Raw genomic sequence first — 14,700 nt, 5'->3', positions numbered from 1 at the left:
GGCCCCCGGTCGCCTCTAACGGGCCGGGTCCGACGGCGCCACGAAACCCGACTCGTACGCGGCGATCACGGCCTGCGTACGGTCCCGGGCCCCCAGTTTCGCCAGAACGGCGCTGACGTGCGTCTTCACCGTCTCCGCGCCGACGACGAGCTCGGCGGCGATCTCCGCGTTGGACAACCCGCGTGCCATCAGCCGCAGGACCGCCGACTCCCGCTGCGTCAGCGCCGCCCGCTCCAGGGCGGCCCGCGCGTCGCTGTTGCCGTACTCGGCCGCCAGCGCCCGGACGGCCGCGGGGAACAGCAGCGACTCGCCCTCCGCGATGAGCCGTACCGCGTGCGCGATCTCGGCCGGACGGGAGCGCTTGAGGAGGAAGCCGTCCGCCCCGGCGCGCAGCGCCCCGTACACGTACTCGTCGTTCTCGAACGTCGTCACCACGAGGATCTTCGGCGGATCCGGCACCGTGCGCAGCAGCAGCCGCGTCGCCTCGATCCCGTCCATCAACGGCATCCGCACGTCCATGGCCACGACGTCCGGGCGCAGCCGCCGCACGAGGGGGAGGACCGCCGCCCCGTCGGCCGCCTCGCCGACCACCTCGATGTCGGGCTGCGCCCCGAGCACGGCGCTCAGCCCCGCGCGTACCAGCGGTTCGTCGTCCACGAGCAGAACGGTGATGGGCATCGGATCAGCGTAGGCCGTCCACCGGGAGGCTCGCGCACACCCGCCAGCCGTCCTCGAACGGCCCCGTGAACGCCTTCCCTCCCAGCAGCGCGGCCCGCTCCCGGATGCCCCGCAGCCCGCTGCCCCCGGCCGTGGCGGCGACGGACGCGAACGGACCCGGACCCGGCCCCGGTCCCGCCCCCGCCACGGGGTTCGTCACCTCGATGTCGACCCATCCCTCCGAGACCGCGACCCGCACGGTCACCGGTACCGGCCCCCCTCCGGCGTGCCGCAGCACATTGGTGAGGGCCTCCTGAAGGATCCGGTACCCCTCCCGCGACACCGGGCCGGGCACCTGCTCCAACGGCCCGGACACCTCCGCCACCACGTCCGCCCCCGCAGCCCGCGCCGACTCCAGGAGCCGGTCCGCCTCGTCGAGGGCGGGGCGCCGCGCGGGCGCCTGTCCGGGGTCGCGCAGCGCCTTCAGCACCCGCTCCAGGTCCTCCAGCGCGCTGCGCCCCGTCTCCTCCACGGCGGCGAGCGCCCGCTCGGTGAACTCCGGGTCCTTCGCCGCCCGCGCCGCGCCCGCCTGGACCACCGCCACCGTCAGCGCGTGCCCGATCGAGTCGTGCAGCTCCCGCGCGAGCCGGTTGCCCTCCAGGAGCCGCTCGGTGCGCTCCTCCAGCGCCGCGAGCCGCTCCGCCGCCGACGGGCCCAGGAGCCGCCGCGCGACGGCGGTGACCAGCTCGCCGAGCCCCACCACGACCGCGAGGAGCACCACCAGCGGCAGGACGGCGAGCGGCACGTACACCCAGGGCGGCCCCGCCGCCAGCAGGTCCGCCGACAGCATCGGCAGGCGTACGGTCGCGAACATCGCCGCGGCGGCGAGAGCCATCCGCGCCGCCAGCCACAGGACCGTGCGCCACCGCTGCTCCCACCCGGCCGAGGCGACGGCGGTGATGCCGGCGCCCGTGCCCGCGCCGCCCTCCGCGTGCGCCGCGCCGGGCGCCAGCAGCAGCCGGGCCTGGACGCCCTCGGCCTGCCGCACCCACGGGACCAGGCCCGCCGCCGGCACCAGCACCGCCGGCACCCACGGCCTGCCGGGGTCGATGAACATCCACACCGCCACCAGCAGCGACGGCACGCACAGGTGCAACCAGCGCGTGTACGTGACCCACTGGGCGAGAGGACGGAGGAGGCACATGGGCCCATCGTGCCAGCGGCCCCGGCGGGCATCCTCCCCCGCACGGGGGAGAGGCCGCACACCGGCGGGGGAGGCCCCGCACCGGTGCCGAAGGCGAAGCTCGACGCATGACCAGCATCGAACTGCACGGACTCACCAAGGAGTACGGCGGCCGGCGCGCCGTCGACGGCCTGACCCTCGGCGTCCGCCCCGGCCGCGTCACCGGCTTCCTCGGCCCCAACGGCGCGGGCAAGTCCACCACCCTGCGCCTGCTGCTCGGCCTGGACCGCCCCACCTCGGGCACCGCCCTGATCGACGGGCGCCCCTACCGCGAACTCACCGCGCCCCTGCGCCGAGTGGGAGCCCTCCTCGACCCGCAGGCCGCCCACGGCTCCCGGACGGGACGGGCCCACCTGCTGACCCTCGCCGCGAGCAACCGCATCCCCGCGCGCCGCGTCGACGAGGTCCTGGAGGAGACCGGCCTCGGCCCGGCCGCCGGCCGGCGCGTGAAGACGTACTCCCTCGGCATGAGGCAACGCCTCGGCATCGCCGCCGCGCTGCTCGGGGACCCGGACGTGGTGGTGCTGGACGAGCCGTCCAACGGTCTCGACCCCGAAGGGATCGTGTGGATCCGCGAGACGATGCGCCACCTCGCCCGCGAGGGCCGTACCGTCCTGGTCTCCAGCCATCTGATGAACGAGACCGCCACGTTCGCCGACCACCTCGTCGTCCTCGGCCGCGGGCGCCTGCTGGCCGACACCCCGGTGCGCGCCTTCCTCGACGAGCGCAGCAGGCCGCGCGTCCGGGTGCGCACCCCCGAACCGGAGCGGCTGCGCGCCGCGCTGGCCGCGGCCGGACACGCCGCCGTGCCCGCGGAGGACGGGCGCTGGACGGTCGACGGAGCCAGGGCCGAGGACATCGGCGCGCTCCTCGCGCGCGAGGGCGTCCCCGTCGCCGAACTCTCCGACGAACGGGTCTCCCTGGAACAGGCCTACCTCGATCTGACCGCCGACGCGGCGGAGTTCACCGCGACCACCACGTCACCCGCCCGGGAGACCTGACATGCTCTTCACCGCCGTCCTCCACACCGAGTGGCTCAAGATCCGGACCATGCGCTCGCTCACGGCGGCACTGGCCGCCGTCCTCGCCGCCACCGCCGGAATCACCCTCCTCGTCAACGCCCTCACCGGCGCCGACGAGACCGGCAGAACCGGCGACGACCCGCTCTTCGCCGCCTTCTTCGGCCTCAACTTCGGCCAGATCGCCGCGATCGCCTTCGGCACCCTGGCGGTGTCGTCCGAGTACGCCGGCGGCGCCCTGCGAGTCTCGCTCGCCGCCGTCCCCGACAGGACGCGGTTCTACGCCGCCAAGACGGCCGTCATCGGCTCCCTGACCCTGCTGGTGGGCGTGGTCACCGGCTTCGCCACCTTCCTCGGCGGGCAGGCGTTCGCGGGGGAGCGGGCCCTCGGTCTCGGGGACCCCGGCGCGGTCCGCGCGTGCGTCGGCAGCGGTGTCTACCTCGCGCTGATGGCGCTGTTCGCGGCGGGCCTCGCGACCGTGCTGCGCAGCGGTACGGCCGTGCTCGCCCTGCTGATCCCGTTCGTGCTGATCGTGTCCTTCGTCGTCGGCGATGTGGCGTCGGGCGCGGCGGAGTACCTGCCGGACCAGGCGGGCCGGTTGGTGGTACGTCAGGACGCCGGCGGCCTCGACCCGTGGGGCGGCCTCGCCGTGACGGCCGGGTGGGCGGCGGCCGCGCTGCTGGCCGGCTGGTTCGCCCTCCGGCGCAGGGACGCCTGACGGAACGCCAATTGTCAGTGGCGGGGGCTTTACTGGGTCCATGACCACCGCTCGGCATCTGACGACCATCGACCTGCTGCGCTCCCGTCCCTTCCCCGGGCAGCGCGGCAGATCGGACGTGGGCGACAGCGGCCCCGGCTACCACATCGCGGAGCTCGGCACGAGCGAGGAGTTCTGGGACGACGACGGCACGCGGCGCGCGCTCGTCGAGGAGCAGTACGAAGCGGAGCGCGACGCGCTCGCGGTGCTGCTCACCGCGCGCTGGGGCGAGCCGCAGACCTTCAGCCTGTGGTCGGTGTTCGACCGGGGCATGGCGGGCGAGGAGATACCGGACCCCTGGGACTTCCTCAGCAGCTCCGTGCCCGACCTCCACCTCTGGCGCGCGGACGGGCTGTGGATAGCCCTGGGGGTCTCGCAGTGGGACAAGGAGCTGCCGTTCCAGCTGCTCGCCGTCGTCACGGAGACCGACCCGCCCTAGTCCTCCTGCGCGGCGGCCCGCAGCCGGGCGAACTCCTCCGCCATCGTCTCCAGCGTCCAGTGGGCGTTGAGACCGCTGGGGTTGGGCAGCACCCAGATCCGGGTGTCGCCGATCGTCCGCTCCTGCGGGCCTATCCGGGCCTTCCGGTCGTGGAAGGCCGTGCGGTACGCGGTGACACCGGCCACCGCGAGCCAGCGCGGCCGCAGCCGCGCCACCTTCAGCGCCAGCAGCCGGCCGCCCTCGCGGAACTCGTCCTCGCTCAGCTCGTCGGCGCGCGCGCTCGCCCGCGCCACGACGTTGGTGATGCCGAGGCCGTACGAGAGGAGCTCCTGCTGCTCCGCCGGCTTCAACCGGCGGGGCGTGAAGCCGGACCGGTGCAGCACGGGCCAGAAGCGGTTGCCGGGCCGGGCGAAGTGGTGGCCCGTCGCGGCCGACATCAGGCCGGGGTTGATGCCGCAGAACAGCACGGACAAGCCGCCCGCGATCACATCGGGGACGATGCGGTCGCGAGCGGCTTCGAGTTCCTCAGGTGTCATACGGGTCGTGTGCCCCGAGGTCAGAGGATCGCACCGGGCGTGTAGCCGGCGGCGTCCGGGTGCTGCTTGGCGATCTCCTCGATCCGGGCCACCACGACACCGACCTGGTCGGCCGCCGCGCCCGTGAACGACAGCTTGTCCGCCATCGCCGCGTCCAGCTGCGCCCGGTCCAGCGGGATACGGTCGTCGGCGGCGAGCTTGTCCAGCAGCTCGTTGCGCTCGGCGCCCTGCTCCCGCATGGCCAGCGCGGCGGCGACGGCGTTCTCCTTGATGGCCTCGTGCGCGACCTCGCGGCCCACCCCGGCCCGCACCGACGCCATCAGCACCTTGGTGGTGGCCAGGAACGGCAGGTAGCGGTCCAGCTCACGGGCGACGACCGCCGGGAAGGCGCCGAACTCGTCGAGCACCGTCAGGAAGGTCTCCAGCAGGCCGTCGAGCGCGAAGAACGCGTCGGGCAGCGCCACGCGGCGCACCACCGAGCAGGAGACGTCGCCTTCGTTCCACTGGTCGCCGGCGAGCTCGCCGGTCATCGAGGCGTAGCCCCGCAGGATGACCATCAGGCCGTTGACGCGCTCGCAGGAGCGGGTGTTCATCTTGTGCGGCATCGCCGACGAGCCGACCTGACCGGGCTTGAAGCCCTCGGTGACCAGCTCGTGCCCGGCCATCAGCCGGATCGTCTTCGCCAGCGACGAGGGCGCGGCGGCCAGCTGGACGAGCGCCGTGACGACCTCGTAGTCGAGCGAGCGCGGGTAGACCTGGCCGACCGAGGTGAAGGCGTGCCCGAAGCCCAGGTGGTGGGCGATCCGCCGCTCCAGCTCCGCCAGCTTCGCGGCGTCGCCGCCCAGCAGGTCCAGCATGTCCTGCGCCGTGCCGACCGGGCCCTTGATGCCGCGCAGCGGGTAGCGGCCCAGCAGCTCCTCCACCCGGGCGTACGCCACCAGCAGCTCGTCGGCCGCGGTCGCGAAGCGCTTGCCGAGGGTCGTGGCCTGCGCGGCCACGTTGTGCGAGCGCCCCGCCATCACGAGCTCGCCGTACTCGCCCGCCAGCTTGCCCAGCCGGGCCAGCACCGCCACCGTGCGGTCGCGCATCAGCTCCAGCGACAGCCGGATCTGCAGCTGCTCGACGTTCTCCGTGAGGTCGCGGGAGGTCATGCCCTTGTGGACCTGCTCGTGGCCCGCGAGCGCGTTGAACTCCTCGATGCGCGCCTTCACGTCGTGGCGCGTGACCTTCTCGCGCTCGGCGATCGACGCCAGGTCGACCTGGTCGAGCACCCGCTCGTAGTCGGCGAGCGCGGCGTCCGGCACCTCGATCCCGAGGTCCTTCTGGGCACGCAGCACGGCCAGCCACAGCCGGCGCTCCAGCTTCACCTTCTGCTCGGGGGACCAGAGGACGGCGAGCTCCGCGGAGGCGTAGCGGCCGGCGAGGACATTGGGGATGCGAGGCTTCGCAGACGCAGCAGTCACGTGACCAGAGTCTAGCTGGCGATTTGTGCAGGCCAGCGCCACGGTCCCGTTTGTCGGTTGCTACGAGACGGTGTCGCCCCGCGGGACGGAACCGCTCCGCGGAGCGGGCTCCTCGGGCGAGCGCCCCGTGCCGGGCGCCTCGGACGGTACCTCGGGCCGGGCCTCGAACGGCGCCTGTGACCGGGCCTCGGACAACACCTCGGACCGCGCCTCGGCCACCACCTCGGACCGCGCCTCGGCCACCACCTCGTACGGCAGCAGCTCCGGCCGCTTCGCCGGGCGGCCGTCACCCGACGAGCGGCCCGTTAGCCGCCGCCCGATCCACGGCCCGAGGTGCTGCCGCGCGAACCGCGCGTCGCTCAGCCGCCGGGCCGCCCAGCCCGGCCGCACGGCCGGGGGCAGCGGCGTCCGCCAGTCCTCCTCCGCCTCCAGGCCCAGCGTCTGCCACACGGCCTCCGCCACCCGCCGGTGCCCCTCCGCCGTCAGGTGCAGCCGGTCCACGTCCCACAGCCGCTGGTCGCCCAGCACCTCGGCGCCGTACAGGTCGACCACCAGAGCGCCGTGCCGGGCCGCGAGCTCGTCGACGTACGAGAAGAGCTCCTCCATGCGCGGCCGGAAGCGCTTCATCACCGGGCCGTTGCGGCCGGGGCTGCGCATCAGCACCAGCCGCCCGCACGACGGGGCCAGCCGCTCGACCGCCTCCTCCAGCAGTCCGCGCACCCGGCCCATGTCGCACTTCGGGCGCAGGGTGTCGTTGAGCCCGCCGACCAGCGTGACGACGTCCGCCTTCATGGCGGCCGCGAGGTCCACCTGCTCCTCGACGATCTGACCGATCAGCTTGCCGCGCACGGCGAGGTTCGCGTACCGGAACCCGGGCGTACGGGCGGCGAGGCGGCCCGCCAGCACATCGGCCCAGCCCCGGTAGGAGCCGTCGGGCAGCAGGTCCGACATGCCCTCGGTGAAGCTGTCGCCCACCGCGACGAAACTGGTGTAGGTGGCATTCATCTCCATGGCGGAGTGATCGTATCCCGCGCCCCCGACTACGCCGTCTCTAGCCCGTCCGAGGCCGGCCCACCAGCTCCCGCAGCACGTCCTCCATCGTGACGAGTCCGGCCAGCTTGCCGTTGTCGTCCAGGACCGCCGCCAGGTGCGTACGGCTGCGGCGCATCGCCGTCAGGACGTCGTCCAGCGGCGTGGCCGCCCGGACCCGGGCGATCGGCCGCATCGACGAGACGGGAAAGGGCAGGTCGCGCGGGAAGACGTCCAACGCGTCCTTCACATGGAGGTACCCGAGGATGCCCCGGGTGGCGTCCACCACCGGGAAGCGGGAGAACCCGGACCGGGCCGACAGCTCCTCCAGTTCGGCGGGCGTCGTTCCGACCCGCGCGTACACCACCCGCTCCACCGGCATCACCACGTCGCGCACCGGCCGGCGACCCAGCTCCAGCGCGTCGTGCAGCCGCTCGGTCGCCCGGTCGTCCAGCAGGCCCGCCTGGCTCGCGTCCGTCACCATCCGCGCCAGCTCGGCGTCCGAGAACGTCGCCGACACCTCGTCCCGCACCTCCACCCGCAGCAGCTTCAGCAGCGCGTTGGCGAACGCGTTGATCGTGAAGATCACCGGACGCAGCGCCCGGGTCAGCGCCACCAGCGGCGGCCCCAGCAGCAGAGCCATCCGGGTCGGCTCGGCCAGCGCGATGTTCTTCGGCACCATCTCGCCCAGCAGCATGTGCAGGTACGTCGCCACCGACAGCGCGATCACGAAGGAGATCGGGTGCACCAGCCCGTGCGGCACTCCGACCGCGTCGAAGACCGGCTCCAGCAGGTGCGCGATCGCCGGCTCGGCGACCACGCCGAGCACCAGCGTGGACAGCGTGATGCCCAGCTGCGCCGCCGCGAGCAGCGCGGAGACGTGCTCCAGGCCCCAGATGACGCTGCGCGCCCGCCGGTCCCCGGCCTCGGCGTACGGCTCGATCTGGCTGCGGCGCACGGAGATCAGGGCGAACTCGGCGCCGACGAAGAAGGCGTTGACGACCAGCGTCAGGAAACCGATCAGGAGCTGGATCGCGATCATCGGCCGGCCTCCCCGGCGCCACCGGCGCGGCGGCCGCCGTCCTCGTGGTCCTGCGCCCCGCCCGGGGGCTCGGTGGGCGCGTGCAGCAGCACCCGCGCGGCCCGGCGCCCGGAGGCGTCCACCACGTCGAGCCGCCAGCCCGCGAGCTCCACCCGGTCGCCGACGACCGGTATGCGGCCGAGCTCCGTCGCGATGAGCCCGGCGAGCGTCTCGTACGGACCCTCGGGCACGCGCAGCCCGGCCCGCTCCAGCTGGTCGGTCCGGGCGGCGCCGTCCGCCGACCACAGCAGCCGCCCGTCGGCGTCCTCGCCCACCCGGGCGAGGTCCGGCGTCTCGTGCGGGTCGTGCTCGTCGCGCACCTCGCCGACGACCTCCTCGACGATGTCCTCCAGCGTCGCGACGCCGGCCGTGCCGCCGTACTCGTCGATGACGACCGCCATCGTCCGCTTGCCGGACAGCCGGTCGAGCAGCCGGTCCACCGTGAGCGACTCCGGTACGAGCAGCGGCTCCCGCAGGATCTCGGTGACCGGCGTACGCGGCCGCCGCTCGGCCGGGATGGCCAGGACGTCCTTGATGTGCGCGGTGCCGATCACGGTGTCGAGGCCGCCCCGGTAGACCGGGAAGCGCGACAGGCCGGTGGCGCGCGTGGCGTTGGCGACGTCCTCCGCGGTGGCCTGCGCCTCCAGGGCGGTGACCTGGACGCGCGGCGTCATGACGTTCTCCGCGGTCAGCTCGGCGAGGTTCAGGGTGCGGACGAAGAGCTCGGCGGTGTCGGCCTCCAGCGCGCCCTGCTTCGCGGAGTGGCGCGCCAGGGCGACCAGCTCCTGCGGGCTGCGCGCGGAGGCCAGCTCCTCGGCCGGCTCCAGGCCGAGCCGGCGCACCAGACGGTTCGCGGTGTTGTTGAGGTGGCCGATCAGCGGCCTGAAGGCGGCGCTGAAGATCCGCTGCGGCGTGGCGACGACCTTGGCGACGCCCAGCGGCGAGGAGATCGCCCAGTTCTTGGGGACCAGCTCGCCGACGACCATCAGGACGACCGTCGACAGGCCCGTACCGATGACGAGCGCGATCGACGACGCGGCCGACGCCGAAAGCCCGAGGGTCTGGATCGGTCCCCGGATGAGCTTGGCGATCGACGGCTCGGAGAGCATGCCCACGATCAGGTTGGTGACGGTGATGCCGAGCTGGGCGCCGGAGAGCTGGAAGGTGAGGGAGCGTACGGCCTTGAGGGCGCCGGCCGCGCCGCGCTCACCCCGTTCGACGGCCCGTTCGAGCTCGCTCCGCTCGATGGTGGTGAGGGAGAACTCGGCCGCGACGAACGCGCCGCACGCCACGCAGAGCAGCAGTGCCACGGCGAGCAGAAGCACTTCGGTCATCGGTTCACCTCCGTCCCATCGTCGGACAGGGAGCGGAGGAATGCGCGATGTCGCGTACGGGGAGGCTCGCCCATGGGCGGACGCTCACACCTTTCGTTCGGGTCGTCGGAGTGGTTCTCCGGCGCATGCCCACTCATGGTAAAGGGTTGGTAAATCGCTCAGGATTCGGGGAGCCCGTCTGCCGGCTGCCGTTCCTCCAGCGGCTTGACCCAGCGGCTCCACTGCGGCTCCGGCGCATAGCCGGCGGCCCGCCACGCGTGGTGCGCGAGCGCGTTCCCGTCGAGGACCATGGCGTCCCCGCGCCGCCCTCCGAGCCGTACGAAGCGCTCCTCGGCGGCCGCGAGGAGCGCCCCGCCGACGCCCTGGCGGCGATGGTCCGGATGGACGGCGAGCCGGTACAGGTGGCAGCGCCAGCCGTCGAAGCCGGCGATCACCGTGCCCGCGAGCGCGCCGTCCCGCTCCGCGAGGAGGAGCGCGTCCGGGTCGCGGGCGACCAGGCGCGCGACACCGTCGCGGTCGTCGCTGATGCTGGTGCCCTCGGCGGCGACCTTCCAGAAGGCGAGGACGGCGTCGAGGTCGGCCGGCCGGGCGGCCCGTATCCGAAGATCGTTCATGCGTTCCATCCTCCACGATGCCGCGGCGGCCGGAAGACATGCCTTGCCGCTGCTAGCGCCGCCGCGCTAGCGTGAGGGAGTGGCCAAGACCCAGCTGAACGTTCGCGTGGACGAATCCACCGCCGAAGCCGCCCGCCGCCGGGCGCAGCAGCGTGGCGTCAGCGTGAACCGCTACATCGAGGAACTCGTCCAGCAGGACGCCGGGGAAGCAGGGCGCACCTTCGTCGAGGCGGCGGCCGACTTCATGAAGCAGTACGAGGCCGTCTTCGCCGAGGAGTTCGGCACCGCCGAGCACCGGGCCGGGCCTCCGGCGAAGGGTGGCGGCAAGCGCGCCAAGGGCAAGCGGTGAGCGGCCGGGGACACGCGCCGGGCCACGCGCCGAGGGCGGGCGCCGCCTCCGGATGAGCCTCTCCATCGACCTCGCCTGGCTCCTCATGGTCGCCGAGCACAAGACCCCCGGCGACCCCCAGGTCACCGACTGGGGCGCGCTCGTCGCGGCCGTCGCGCGCCACGACGCCGAGATCTTCGGTACGGCCGTGTACGCGGACCCTCCCGCGCGGGCCGCCGCACTGCTCCACCTGCTGCTGCGCGTCCCCGCCCTCGAGCACTCCAACGCGATGTTCGCCTCCGCCGTCGCGTATGGCTACCTCGTCGCCTGCGGCCTCAAGGTGGTCACCTCGCCCGAGCAGGTGCGGGACCTCGCGCGCCTGGTCAGGGAGGGCGAGGCGGACGTCCGGGCCATCGCGGAGGAGCTGCGGCAGTGGAGCCTGTGACCGGTCCCGCCTACGCACGGGCGCGCCGCGCCGCGTGCGCCTCCCGGTACCGCGACGGCGGGATGCCGTAGCGACTCGTGAAGGCCTGGCGCAGGGTCTCGGCCGAGCCGAAGCCGCACTTGGCGGCCACGCTCGCCAGCGGAAGCGCGGTGGACGCGAGGAGGTGCGCGGCGGCCTCGGTACGGGCCTGCCGCACGAACCGGCCCGGCGTCTGACCGAGGTGCTCCAGGAACAGCCGCGTGAGGTGGCGCGGCGTCACGCCCGCGAGCGCCGCCAGCGCCACCGTGCCCAGGTCGCCGTCCGGGTGGCCGGCGATGTGGTCGACGAGCCGCCGCACGAGAGCGTCGCGGGGCGGCGACGCGGCCGTGAACATGCTCATCTGCGCCTGGTTCCCCGGCCGGTGCAGGTACGTGACCAGGTGGCGGGCGACCTGGCGGGCCAGCTCGGCGCCGTGGTCCTCCTCGATGAAGGCGAGGGTGAGGTCGAGCGCGCTCGTGATGCCCGCCGCCGTGGAGATGTTGCCCTCGCGGATGTAGATGGGGCTCGGGTCCACGGTGACCTCGGGGTGGCGGGCGGCCAGCCGGGCCGCGAACTGCCAGTGGGTGGTGGCACGGTGGCCGTCCAGCAGCCCGGTGGCGGCCAGGATCGCGGCCCCCGTGCACACGGAGGCCACGCGTCGGCTCTCCTTGGCCAGGCGGCGGACGTGCCCCACGAGCCGCGCGTCGGCGGCCGCCCGCTCGACCGCCAGGCCCCCGGAGACCACCAGCGTGTCGAGCGGTCCGACGAGCCGCTCCAGGGACTGCTGGCTGAGCAGCGTGAACCCGGAGCCGCACACGATCGGCCCGCCGCCCGGCGCCGCCAGGACCACGTCGTACGGGCGGGCCGGGGCACCGAGGTGGTTCGCCATGACGAGGGTGGTGGTCACACACGCGATGTCCAGCAACTCGGCCGTGTCGAAGCCGACCACGGCCACTCGCCGTTCCGTCATGCGACGACCCTATGCCGGAAGGACCGGTACCCCAAGGTTCGGGACATGACCGGGGGAGACCGTACGCGGACGGGGCCGGCGGGCCGGAAGGTGGACTCCACCACGACCGCCGCCTCGCCGCTCCGGGAGAGACCCATGACGACCGACGCCACCCGCGGAACCAGAGCCGACACGACACCGGACACGCCCGAACTGCCTCGGCCGTCCCGGCCGTCCCGGCTCCTCCGCCTCCTCGGGCACCGCTGGCCCACCTGGCTCGCGCTCGCCGTGGTGGCCGCCACCTTCCTCGACGGCACCCCGCCCGTGGCACGCCTCGCGGCGCTCCTCGCCCTGATGCCCCTCTTCTACCTGGCCTTCGGCGCGCTGCGCGGGCACCTGCGCGGCCCCCGCGTCCTCGCGCTCCAGATCGGCGGGCTGCTCGTCTTCGCCGCGCTCGCGCTGGTGGCGCTCACGGCCGACCGGACGACCGCGCACTACCTCCTGGCGGCCGGCTGGTTCGCCCACGCGGTCTGGGACTTCGCCCACCACCGCGCCGACCGGGTGGCGCCCCGCGCCTGGTCGGAGTGGTGCTGCGTCGTCGACCTCTTCGGGGCGGCGGCGATCCTCCTCGCGGCCTGAGGGACGGGGCCCCTGCCCCGGCCCCGCGACGCTCAGCCGACGGGAGCGCCGAACCATCTGAGCAGTTGTCCGCGCAGGCCCGGCTGGTCCTCGCCGATCCAGGCCACGTGCCCGTCCGGCCGCAGCAGCGCCGCGGGCACGTCCAGTTCCTCGCCGACGCCGACGACGTGGTCCACCCGGTCCGCCCAGCCCGCCACCGACAGCCGGCCGGTCTGGTCGAGCAGCAGTCCGCGGCCGTCGCGCATCAGCTCGTAGAGCCGCCCCTCCTTGAGCTTCACGTCCCGCAGCCGCCGGCCGAGGAGCTCGTGCCCCTCGTCCCCCTCGCCGAAGTCGTAGCGGACGGCGATCGCGGTGATCTTCTCGATCAGGTACCGGTTCACCTCCTCGAACTCCATCAGTTCCGCCATCAGCCGGCGCACGGCCCGGGCGCCCGGTTCGGAGGACAGCAGCTCCATCTGTGCCCGGGTGTTGTGGAGTACGTCGGCGGCCACCGGCCGGCGTTCGCTCTGGTAGCTGTCCAGCAACCCCTCCGGCGCCCAGCCGCGCACCGCGGCGGCCAGCTTCCAGCCGAGGTTGAACGCGTCCTGGATGCCGAGGTTGAGGCCCTGCCCGCCGGTCGGCGGGTGGACGTGCGCCGCGTCACCGGCCAGCAGCACCCGGCCGACGCGGTAGCGCTCGGCCAGCCTGGTGGCGTCGCCGAACCGGGACAGCCAGCGGGGCGAGTGCACACCGAAGTCGGTGCCGGCGAAGTCCCGCAGCCGCTGCTTGAACTCCTCGAACGCCGGCGGGACCGAGCGGTCCTCGGCCACCCCGTCGGCGGGCACGATGACGCGGTACGTCCCGCCTTCGAGCGGCATGGTGCCGAACCGCCACTCGGTCTTGCGCACCTCCGCCACCACGGCCGCCAGCTCCTCCGGCTCCATGGCCACTTCCATCTCGCCGAGCAGCGTCTCGACCCTCGCGGGCTCGCCGGGGAAGCCGACGCCGAGCAGCTTGCGCACGGTGCTGCGGCCGCCGTCGCAGCCGACGAGGTACCGCGCGCGCAGCCGCGTGCGACCGGCCGCGCCGTCGGCCGCGCCGTCGGCCAGCTCGACGGTCACACCGTCGTCGTCCTGGCTCAGCCCCACCAGCTCGCAGCCGCGCCGGATCTCGGTGCCGCGCTCGACGGCGTGCTCGGCCAGCAGCCGCTCGGTGGTGTTCTGCGGGATGCCGAGGACATACCCGTGCGCGGTGTCCAGCCCGGTCGGCCACGATGTGCCGATGCCTGCGAAGAACCCGCCGGTCTCGTACTTCTGGCCGAGCGGGAGGAACCGCTCCAGCAGCCCGCGCTGGTCCATCACTTCGATGCTGCGCACATGGAGACCGAGCGCGCGGGTCTGCCTGGTCGGCTCCGCCAGCTTCTCCAGCACCACCACGTGCACTCCGTGCAGCCGCAACTCGCCGGCCAGCATCAGACCGGTCGGTCCGCCCCCGGCGATGATCACGTCAATCATGAAACCCCCATGTCCTGGCTGAGGTGGGAGATTCTGCGGCACCACCGGGGCCTTGCCGCAAGGCCCCCAGTGCGCTATACGTTGAGAGTGGCAAGGAGTGGGTAACCTCCTTGCCTTCGTTTTTGTGGCCCTTTTTCCTTGTGCGCTCGGCGGTGCTCCACGTTTGGGTGAAGGCCGTAGCGCTTCCGGTTCTGCGACGAAGCGCCGGGCATGTCCGTGCTGAGAGGTCGTTCTCGCCTGGTCCCGGCGCTGCGTGGGGCAGCGGTAGGCGGGCCAAGGCGAGCCGGGAGAAAGGGAATCGCCATGAGCCTGCGATCACTCGTCCGTCGTCCGGTTGTCGCCGCCGTCACCGTGGGGCTCGCCGCCGCGACGTCAATCGGGGTCACCGCGCCGGTATCCAGCGCCATCGCATGGCGCGACTACGAGTGTCGGCACCTGGAGTACCACGCCCGCCTGCGCACGCTGGACGGATACGGCTGCACGCCCTTGTACATCAACCATGAACCGATGGAAAACACGCTGATCACAAGGACGGACAGCAGGCGCTGGCTCTACGAATGCGAGATCGTCAAAGAGGTCGTGGGCGGCCACAACGAGATCGTCGGCGCGCACTGCAACCCCATCTAGCGTGCGCCACCCGAACCACCCATTGATCC

General features: G+C 73.4%; 16 protein-coding genes and 1 pseudogene. 7 read left to right on the top strand and 10 right to left on the bottom strand.

Features of this window, described 5'->3' with window-relative positions; all coding sequences use genetic code 11:
• Positions 1–15: 15 nt before the first annotated feature.
• Entirely contained in the window at positions 16–678 is a 663-nt protein-coding gene (locus ACIRNI_RS24700) for a response regulator (protein WP_403554359.1), read from the bottom strand.
• Positions 679–682: 4 nt separating this feature from the next.
• On the bottom strand, positions 683–1,861 hold the full coding sequence (locus ACIRNI_RS24695) for a sensor histidine kinase (RefSeq protein WP_403554357.1): 1,179 nt from the start codon (positions 1,859–1,861) through the stop codon (positions 683–685).
• A 107-nt stretch (positions 1,862–1,968) separates the two neighbouring features.
• Between ACIRNI_RS24695 and ACIRNI_RS24690 the strand changes: the two genes are divergently transcribed.
• The 3 genes from ACIRNI_RS24690 to ACIRNI_RS24680 are packed head-to-tail and all read left to right on the top strand — an operon-like array spanning position 1,969 to position 4,115.
• A complete protein-coding gene (locus tag ACIRNI_RS24690; RefSeq protein ID WP_403554355.1) occupies positions 1,969–2,901 on the top strand; it encodes an ATP-binding cassette domain-containing protein in 933 nt (310 codons plus the stop codon).
• A gap of 1 nt (position 2,902) precedes the next feature.
• On the top strand, positions 2,903–3,637 hold the full coding sequence (locus tag ACIRNI_RS24685; RefSeq protein ID WP_403554353.1) for an ABC transporter permease: 735 nt from the start codon (positions 2,903–2,905) through the stop codon (positions 3,635–3,637).
• A 40-nt stretch (positions 3,638–3,677) separates the two neighbouring features.
• A complete protein-coding gene (locus ACIRNI_RS24680; RefSeq protein WP_403554351.1) occupies positions 3,678–4,115 on the top strand; it encodes a hypothetical protein in 438 nt (145 codons plus the stop codon).
• Here ACIRNI_RS24680 and mug read toward each other — a convergent pair.
• From mug to ACIRNI_RS24650, 6 genes and pseudogenes are all read right to left on the bottom strand, one after another.
• Positions 4,112–4,651, bottom strand: coding sequence for a G/U mismatch-specific DNA glycosylase (gene mug, locus ACIRNI_RS24675; RefSeq protein WP_403554349.1), 540 nt, complete (start codon positions 4,649–4,651; stop codon positions 4,112–4,114). The genes ACIRNI_RS24680 and mug overlap by 4 nt on opposite strands.
• 20 nt (positions 4,652–4,671) lie before the next feature.
• On the bottom strand, positions 4,672–6,114 hold the full coding sequence (purB, locus tag ACIRNI_RS24670) for an adenylosuccinate lyase (protein ID WP_355367563.1): 1,443 nt from the start codon (positions 6,112–6,114) through the stop codon (positions 4,672–4,674).
• Between the two features lie 246 nt (positions 6,115–6,360).
• Positions 6,361–7,125: pseudogene (locus ACIRNI_RS24665) on the bottom strand (SGNH/GDSL hydrolase family protein); the annotation flags it as partial.
• Positions 7,126–7,165: 40 nt separating this feature from the next.
• Positions 7,166–8,185 carry a hemolysin family protein gene (locus ACIRNI_RS24660; RefSeq protein WP_403554347.1) on the bottom strand — a complete coding sequence of 340 codons (1,020 nt, stop codon included), beginning with the start codon at positions 8,183–8,185 and terminating at the stop codon, positions 7,166–7,168.
• Positions 8,182–9,558, bottom strand: a complete 1,377-nt coding sequence (locus tag ACIRNI_RS24655; protein ID WP_403554345.1) for a hemolysin family protein — start codon at positions 9,556–9,558, stop codon at positions 8,182–8,184. Before ACIRNI_RS24655 ends, ACIRNI_RS24660 begins: the two co-directional genes overlap by 4 nt.
• A 158-nt stretch (positions 9,559–9,716) precedes the next feature.
• Complete coding sequence (locus tag ACIRNI_RS24650) at positions 9,717–10,181, bottom strand: GNAT family N-acetyltransferase (protein ID WP_403554343.1); 465 nt, start codon at positions 10,179–10,181, stop codon at positions 9,717–9,719.
• 70 nt (positions 10,182–10,251) lie between these two features.
• Here ACIRNI_RS24650 and ACIRNI_RS24645 point away from each other — a divergent pair, with 70 nt between their 5' ends.
• Entirely contained in the window at positions 10,252–10,521 is a 270-nt protein-coding gene (locus ACIRNI_RS24645; RefSeq protein ID WP_356647277.1) for a toxin-antitoxin system HicB family antitoxin, read from the top strand.
• A gap of 52 nt (positions 10,522–10,573) precedes the next feature.
• Positions 10,574–10,945 (top strand): fic family toxin-antitoxin system, toxin component, encoded by a 372-nt coding sequence (locus tag ACIRNI_RS24640; protein WP_403554341.1) that lies wholly within the window; start codon positions 10,574–10,576, stop codon positions 10,943–10,945.
• 10 nt (positions 10,946–10,955) lie between these two features.
• On the opposite strand, the gene ACIRNI_RS24635 is transcribed toward ACIRNI_RS24640, so the two are convergent.
• Positions 10,956–11,933 carry a GlxA family transcriptional regulator gene (locus tag ACIRNI_RS24635; protein WP_403554339.1) on the bottom strand — a complete coding sequence of 326 codons (978 nt, stop codon included), beginning with the start codon at positions 11,931–11,933 and terminating at the stop codon, positions 10,956–10,958.
• Between the two features lie 135 nt (positions 11,934–12,068).
• Here ACIRNI_RS24635 and ACIRNI_RS24630 point away from each other — a divergent pair, with 135 nt between their 5' ends.
• Positions 12,069–12,551: a hypothetical protein gene (locus ACIRNI_RS24630; RefSeq protein ID WP_403554337.1), complete on the top strand. Its 483-nt coding sequence runs from the start codon at positions 12,069–12,071 to the stop codon at positions 12,549–12,551.
• A 32-nt stretch (positions 12,552–12,583) separates the two neighbouring features.
• Here the strand turns inward: ACIRNI_RS24630 and rox are convergent, their stop codons facing one another.
• Positions 12,584–14,044 carry a rifampin monooxygenase gene (rox, locus tag ACIRNI_RS24625; protein WP_403554336.1) on the bottom strand — a complete coding sequence of 487 codons (1,461 nt, stop codon included), beginning with the start codon at positions 14,042–14,044 and terminating at the stop codon, positions 12,584–12,586.
• A gap of 303 nt (positions 14,045–14,347) precedes the next feature.
• On the opposite strand from rox, the gene ACIRNI_RS24620 reads away from it, so the two are divergent.
• Positions 14,348–14,671, top strand: coding sequence for a hypothetical protein (locus tag ACIRNI_RS24620; RefSeq protein ID WP_403554334.1), 324 nt, complete (start codon positions 14,348–14,350; stop codon positions 14,669–14,671).
• The last annotated feature ends 29 nt before the right edge of the window (positions 14,672–14,700 follow it).

It is taken from the genome of Streptomyces sp. NPDC093546, from assembly GCF_044765045.1.
Classification (GTDB): domain Bacteria; phylum Actinomycetota; class Actinomycetes; order Streptomycetales; family Streptomycetaceae; genus Streptomyces.
The sequence above is the reverse complement of the archived record's forward strand: the minus strand, read 5'-3'. Positions and strand labels throughout refer to the sequence as shown.

Coding starts and splice junctions, on each gene's coding strand:
- ACIRNI_RS24630 (WP_403554337.1), top strand. CDS start 12,069: ATGACGACCGACGCCACCCGCGGAACCAGAGCCGACACGACACCGGAC.
- ACIRNI_RS24660 (WP_403554347.1), bottom strand. CDS start 8,185: ATGATCGCGATCCAGCTCCTGATCGGTTTCCTGACGCTGGTCGTCAAC.
- rox (WP_403554336.1), bottom strand. CDS start 14,044: ATGATTGACGTGATCATCGCCGGGGGCGGACCGACCGGTCTGATGCTG.
- mug (WP_403554349.1), bottom strand. CDS start 4,651: ATGACACCTGAGGAACTCGAAGCCGCTCGCGACCGCATCGTCCCCGAT.
- ACIRNI_RS24650 (WP_403554343.1), bottom strand. CDS start 10,181: ATGGAACGCATGAACGATCTTCGGATACGGGCCGCCCGGCCGGCCGAC.
- ACIRNI_RS24640 (WP_403554341.1), top strand. CDS start 10,574: ATGAGCCTCTCCATCGACCTCGCCTGGCTCCTCATGGTCGCCGAGCAC.
- ACIRNI_RS24690 (WP_403554355.1), top strand. CDS start 1,969: ATGACCAGCATCGAACTGCACGGACTCACCAAGGAGTACGGCGGCCGG.
- ACIRNI_RS24700 (WP_403554359.1), bottom strand. CDS start 678: ATGCCCATCACCGTTCTGCTCGTGGACGACGAACCGCTGGTACGCGCG.
- ACIRNI_RS24655 (WP_403554345.1), bottom strand. CDS start 9,558: ATGACCGAAGTGCTTCTGCTCGCCGTGGCACTGCTGCTCTGCGTGGCG.
- ACIRNI_RS24680 (WP_403554351.1), top strand. CDS start 3,678: ATGACCACCGCTCGGCATCTGACGACCATCGACCTGCTGCGCTCCCGT.
- ACIRNI_RS24685 (WP_403554353.1), top strand. CDS start 2,903: ATGCTCTTCACCGCCGTCCTCCACACCGAGTGGCTCAAGATCCGGACC.
- ACIRNI_RS24620 (WP_403554334.1), top strand. CDS start 14,348: ATGAGCCTGCGATCACTCGTCCGTCGTCCGGTTGTCGCCGCCGTCACC.
- ACIRNI_RS24695 (WP_403554357.1), bottom strand. CDS start 1,861: ATGTGCCTCCTCCGTCCTCTCGCCCAGTGGGTCACGTACACGCGCTGG.
- ACIRNI_RS24635 (WP_403554339.1), bottom strand. CDS start 11,933: ATGACGGAACGGCGAGTGGCCGTGGTCGGCTTCGACACGGCCGAGTTG.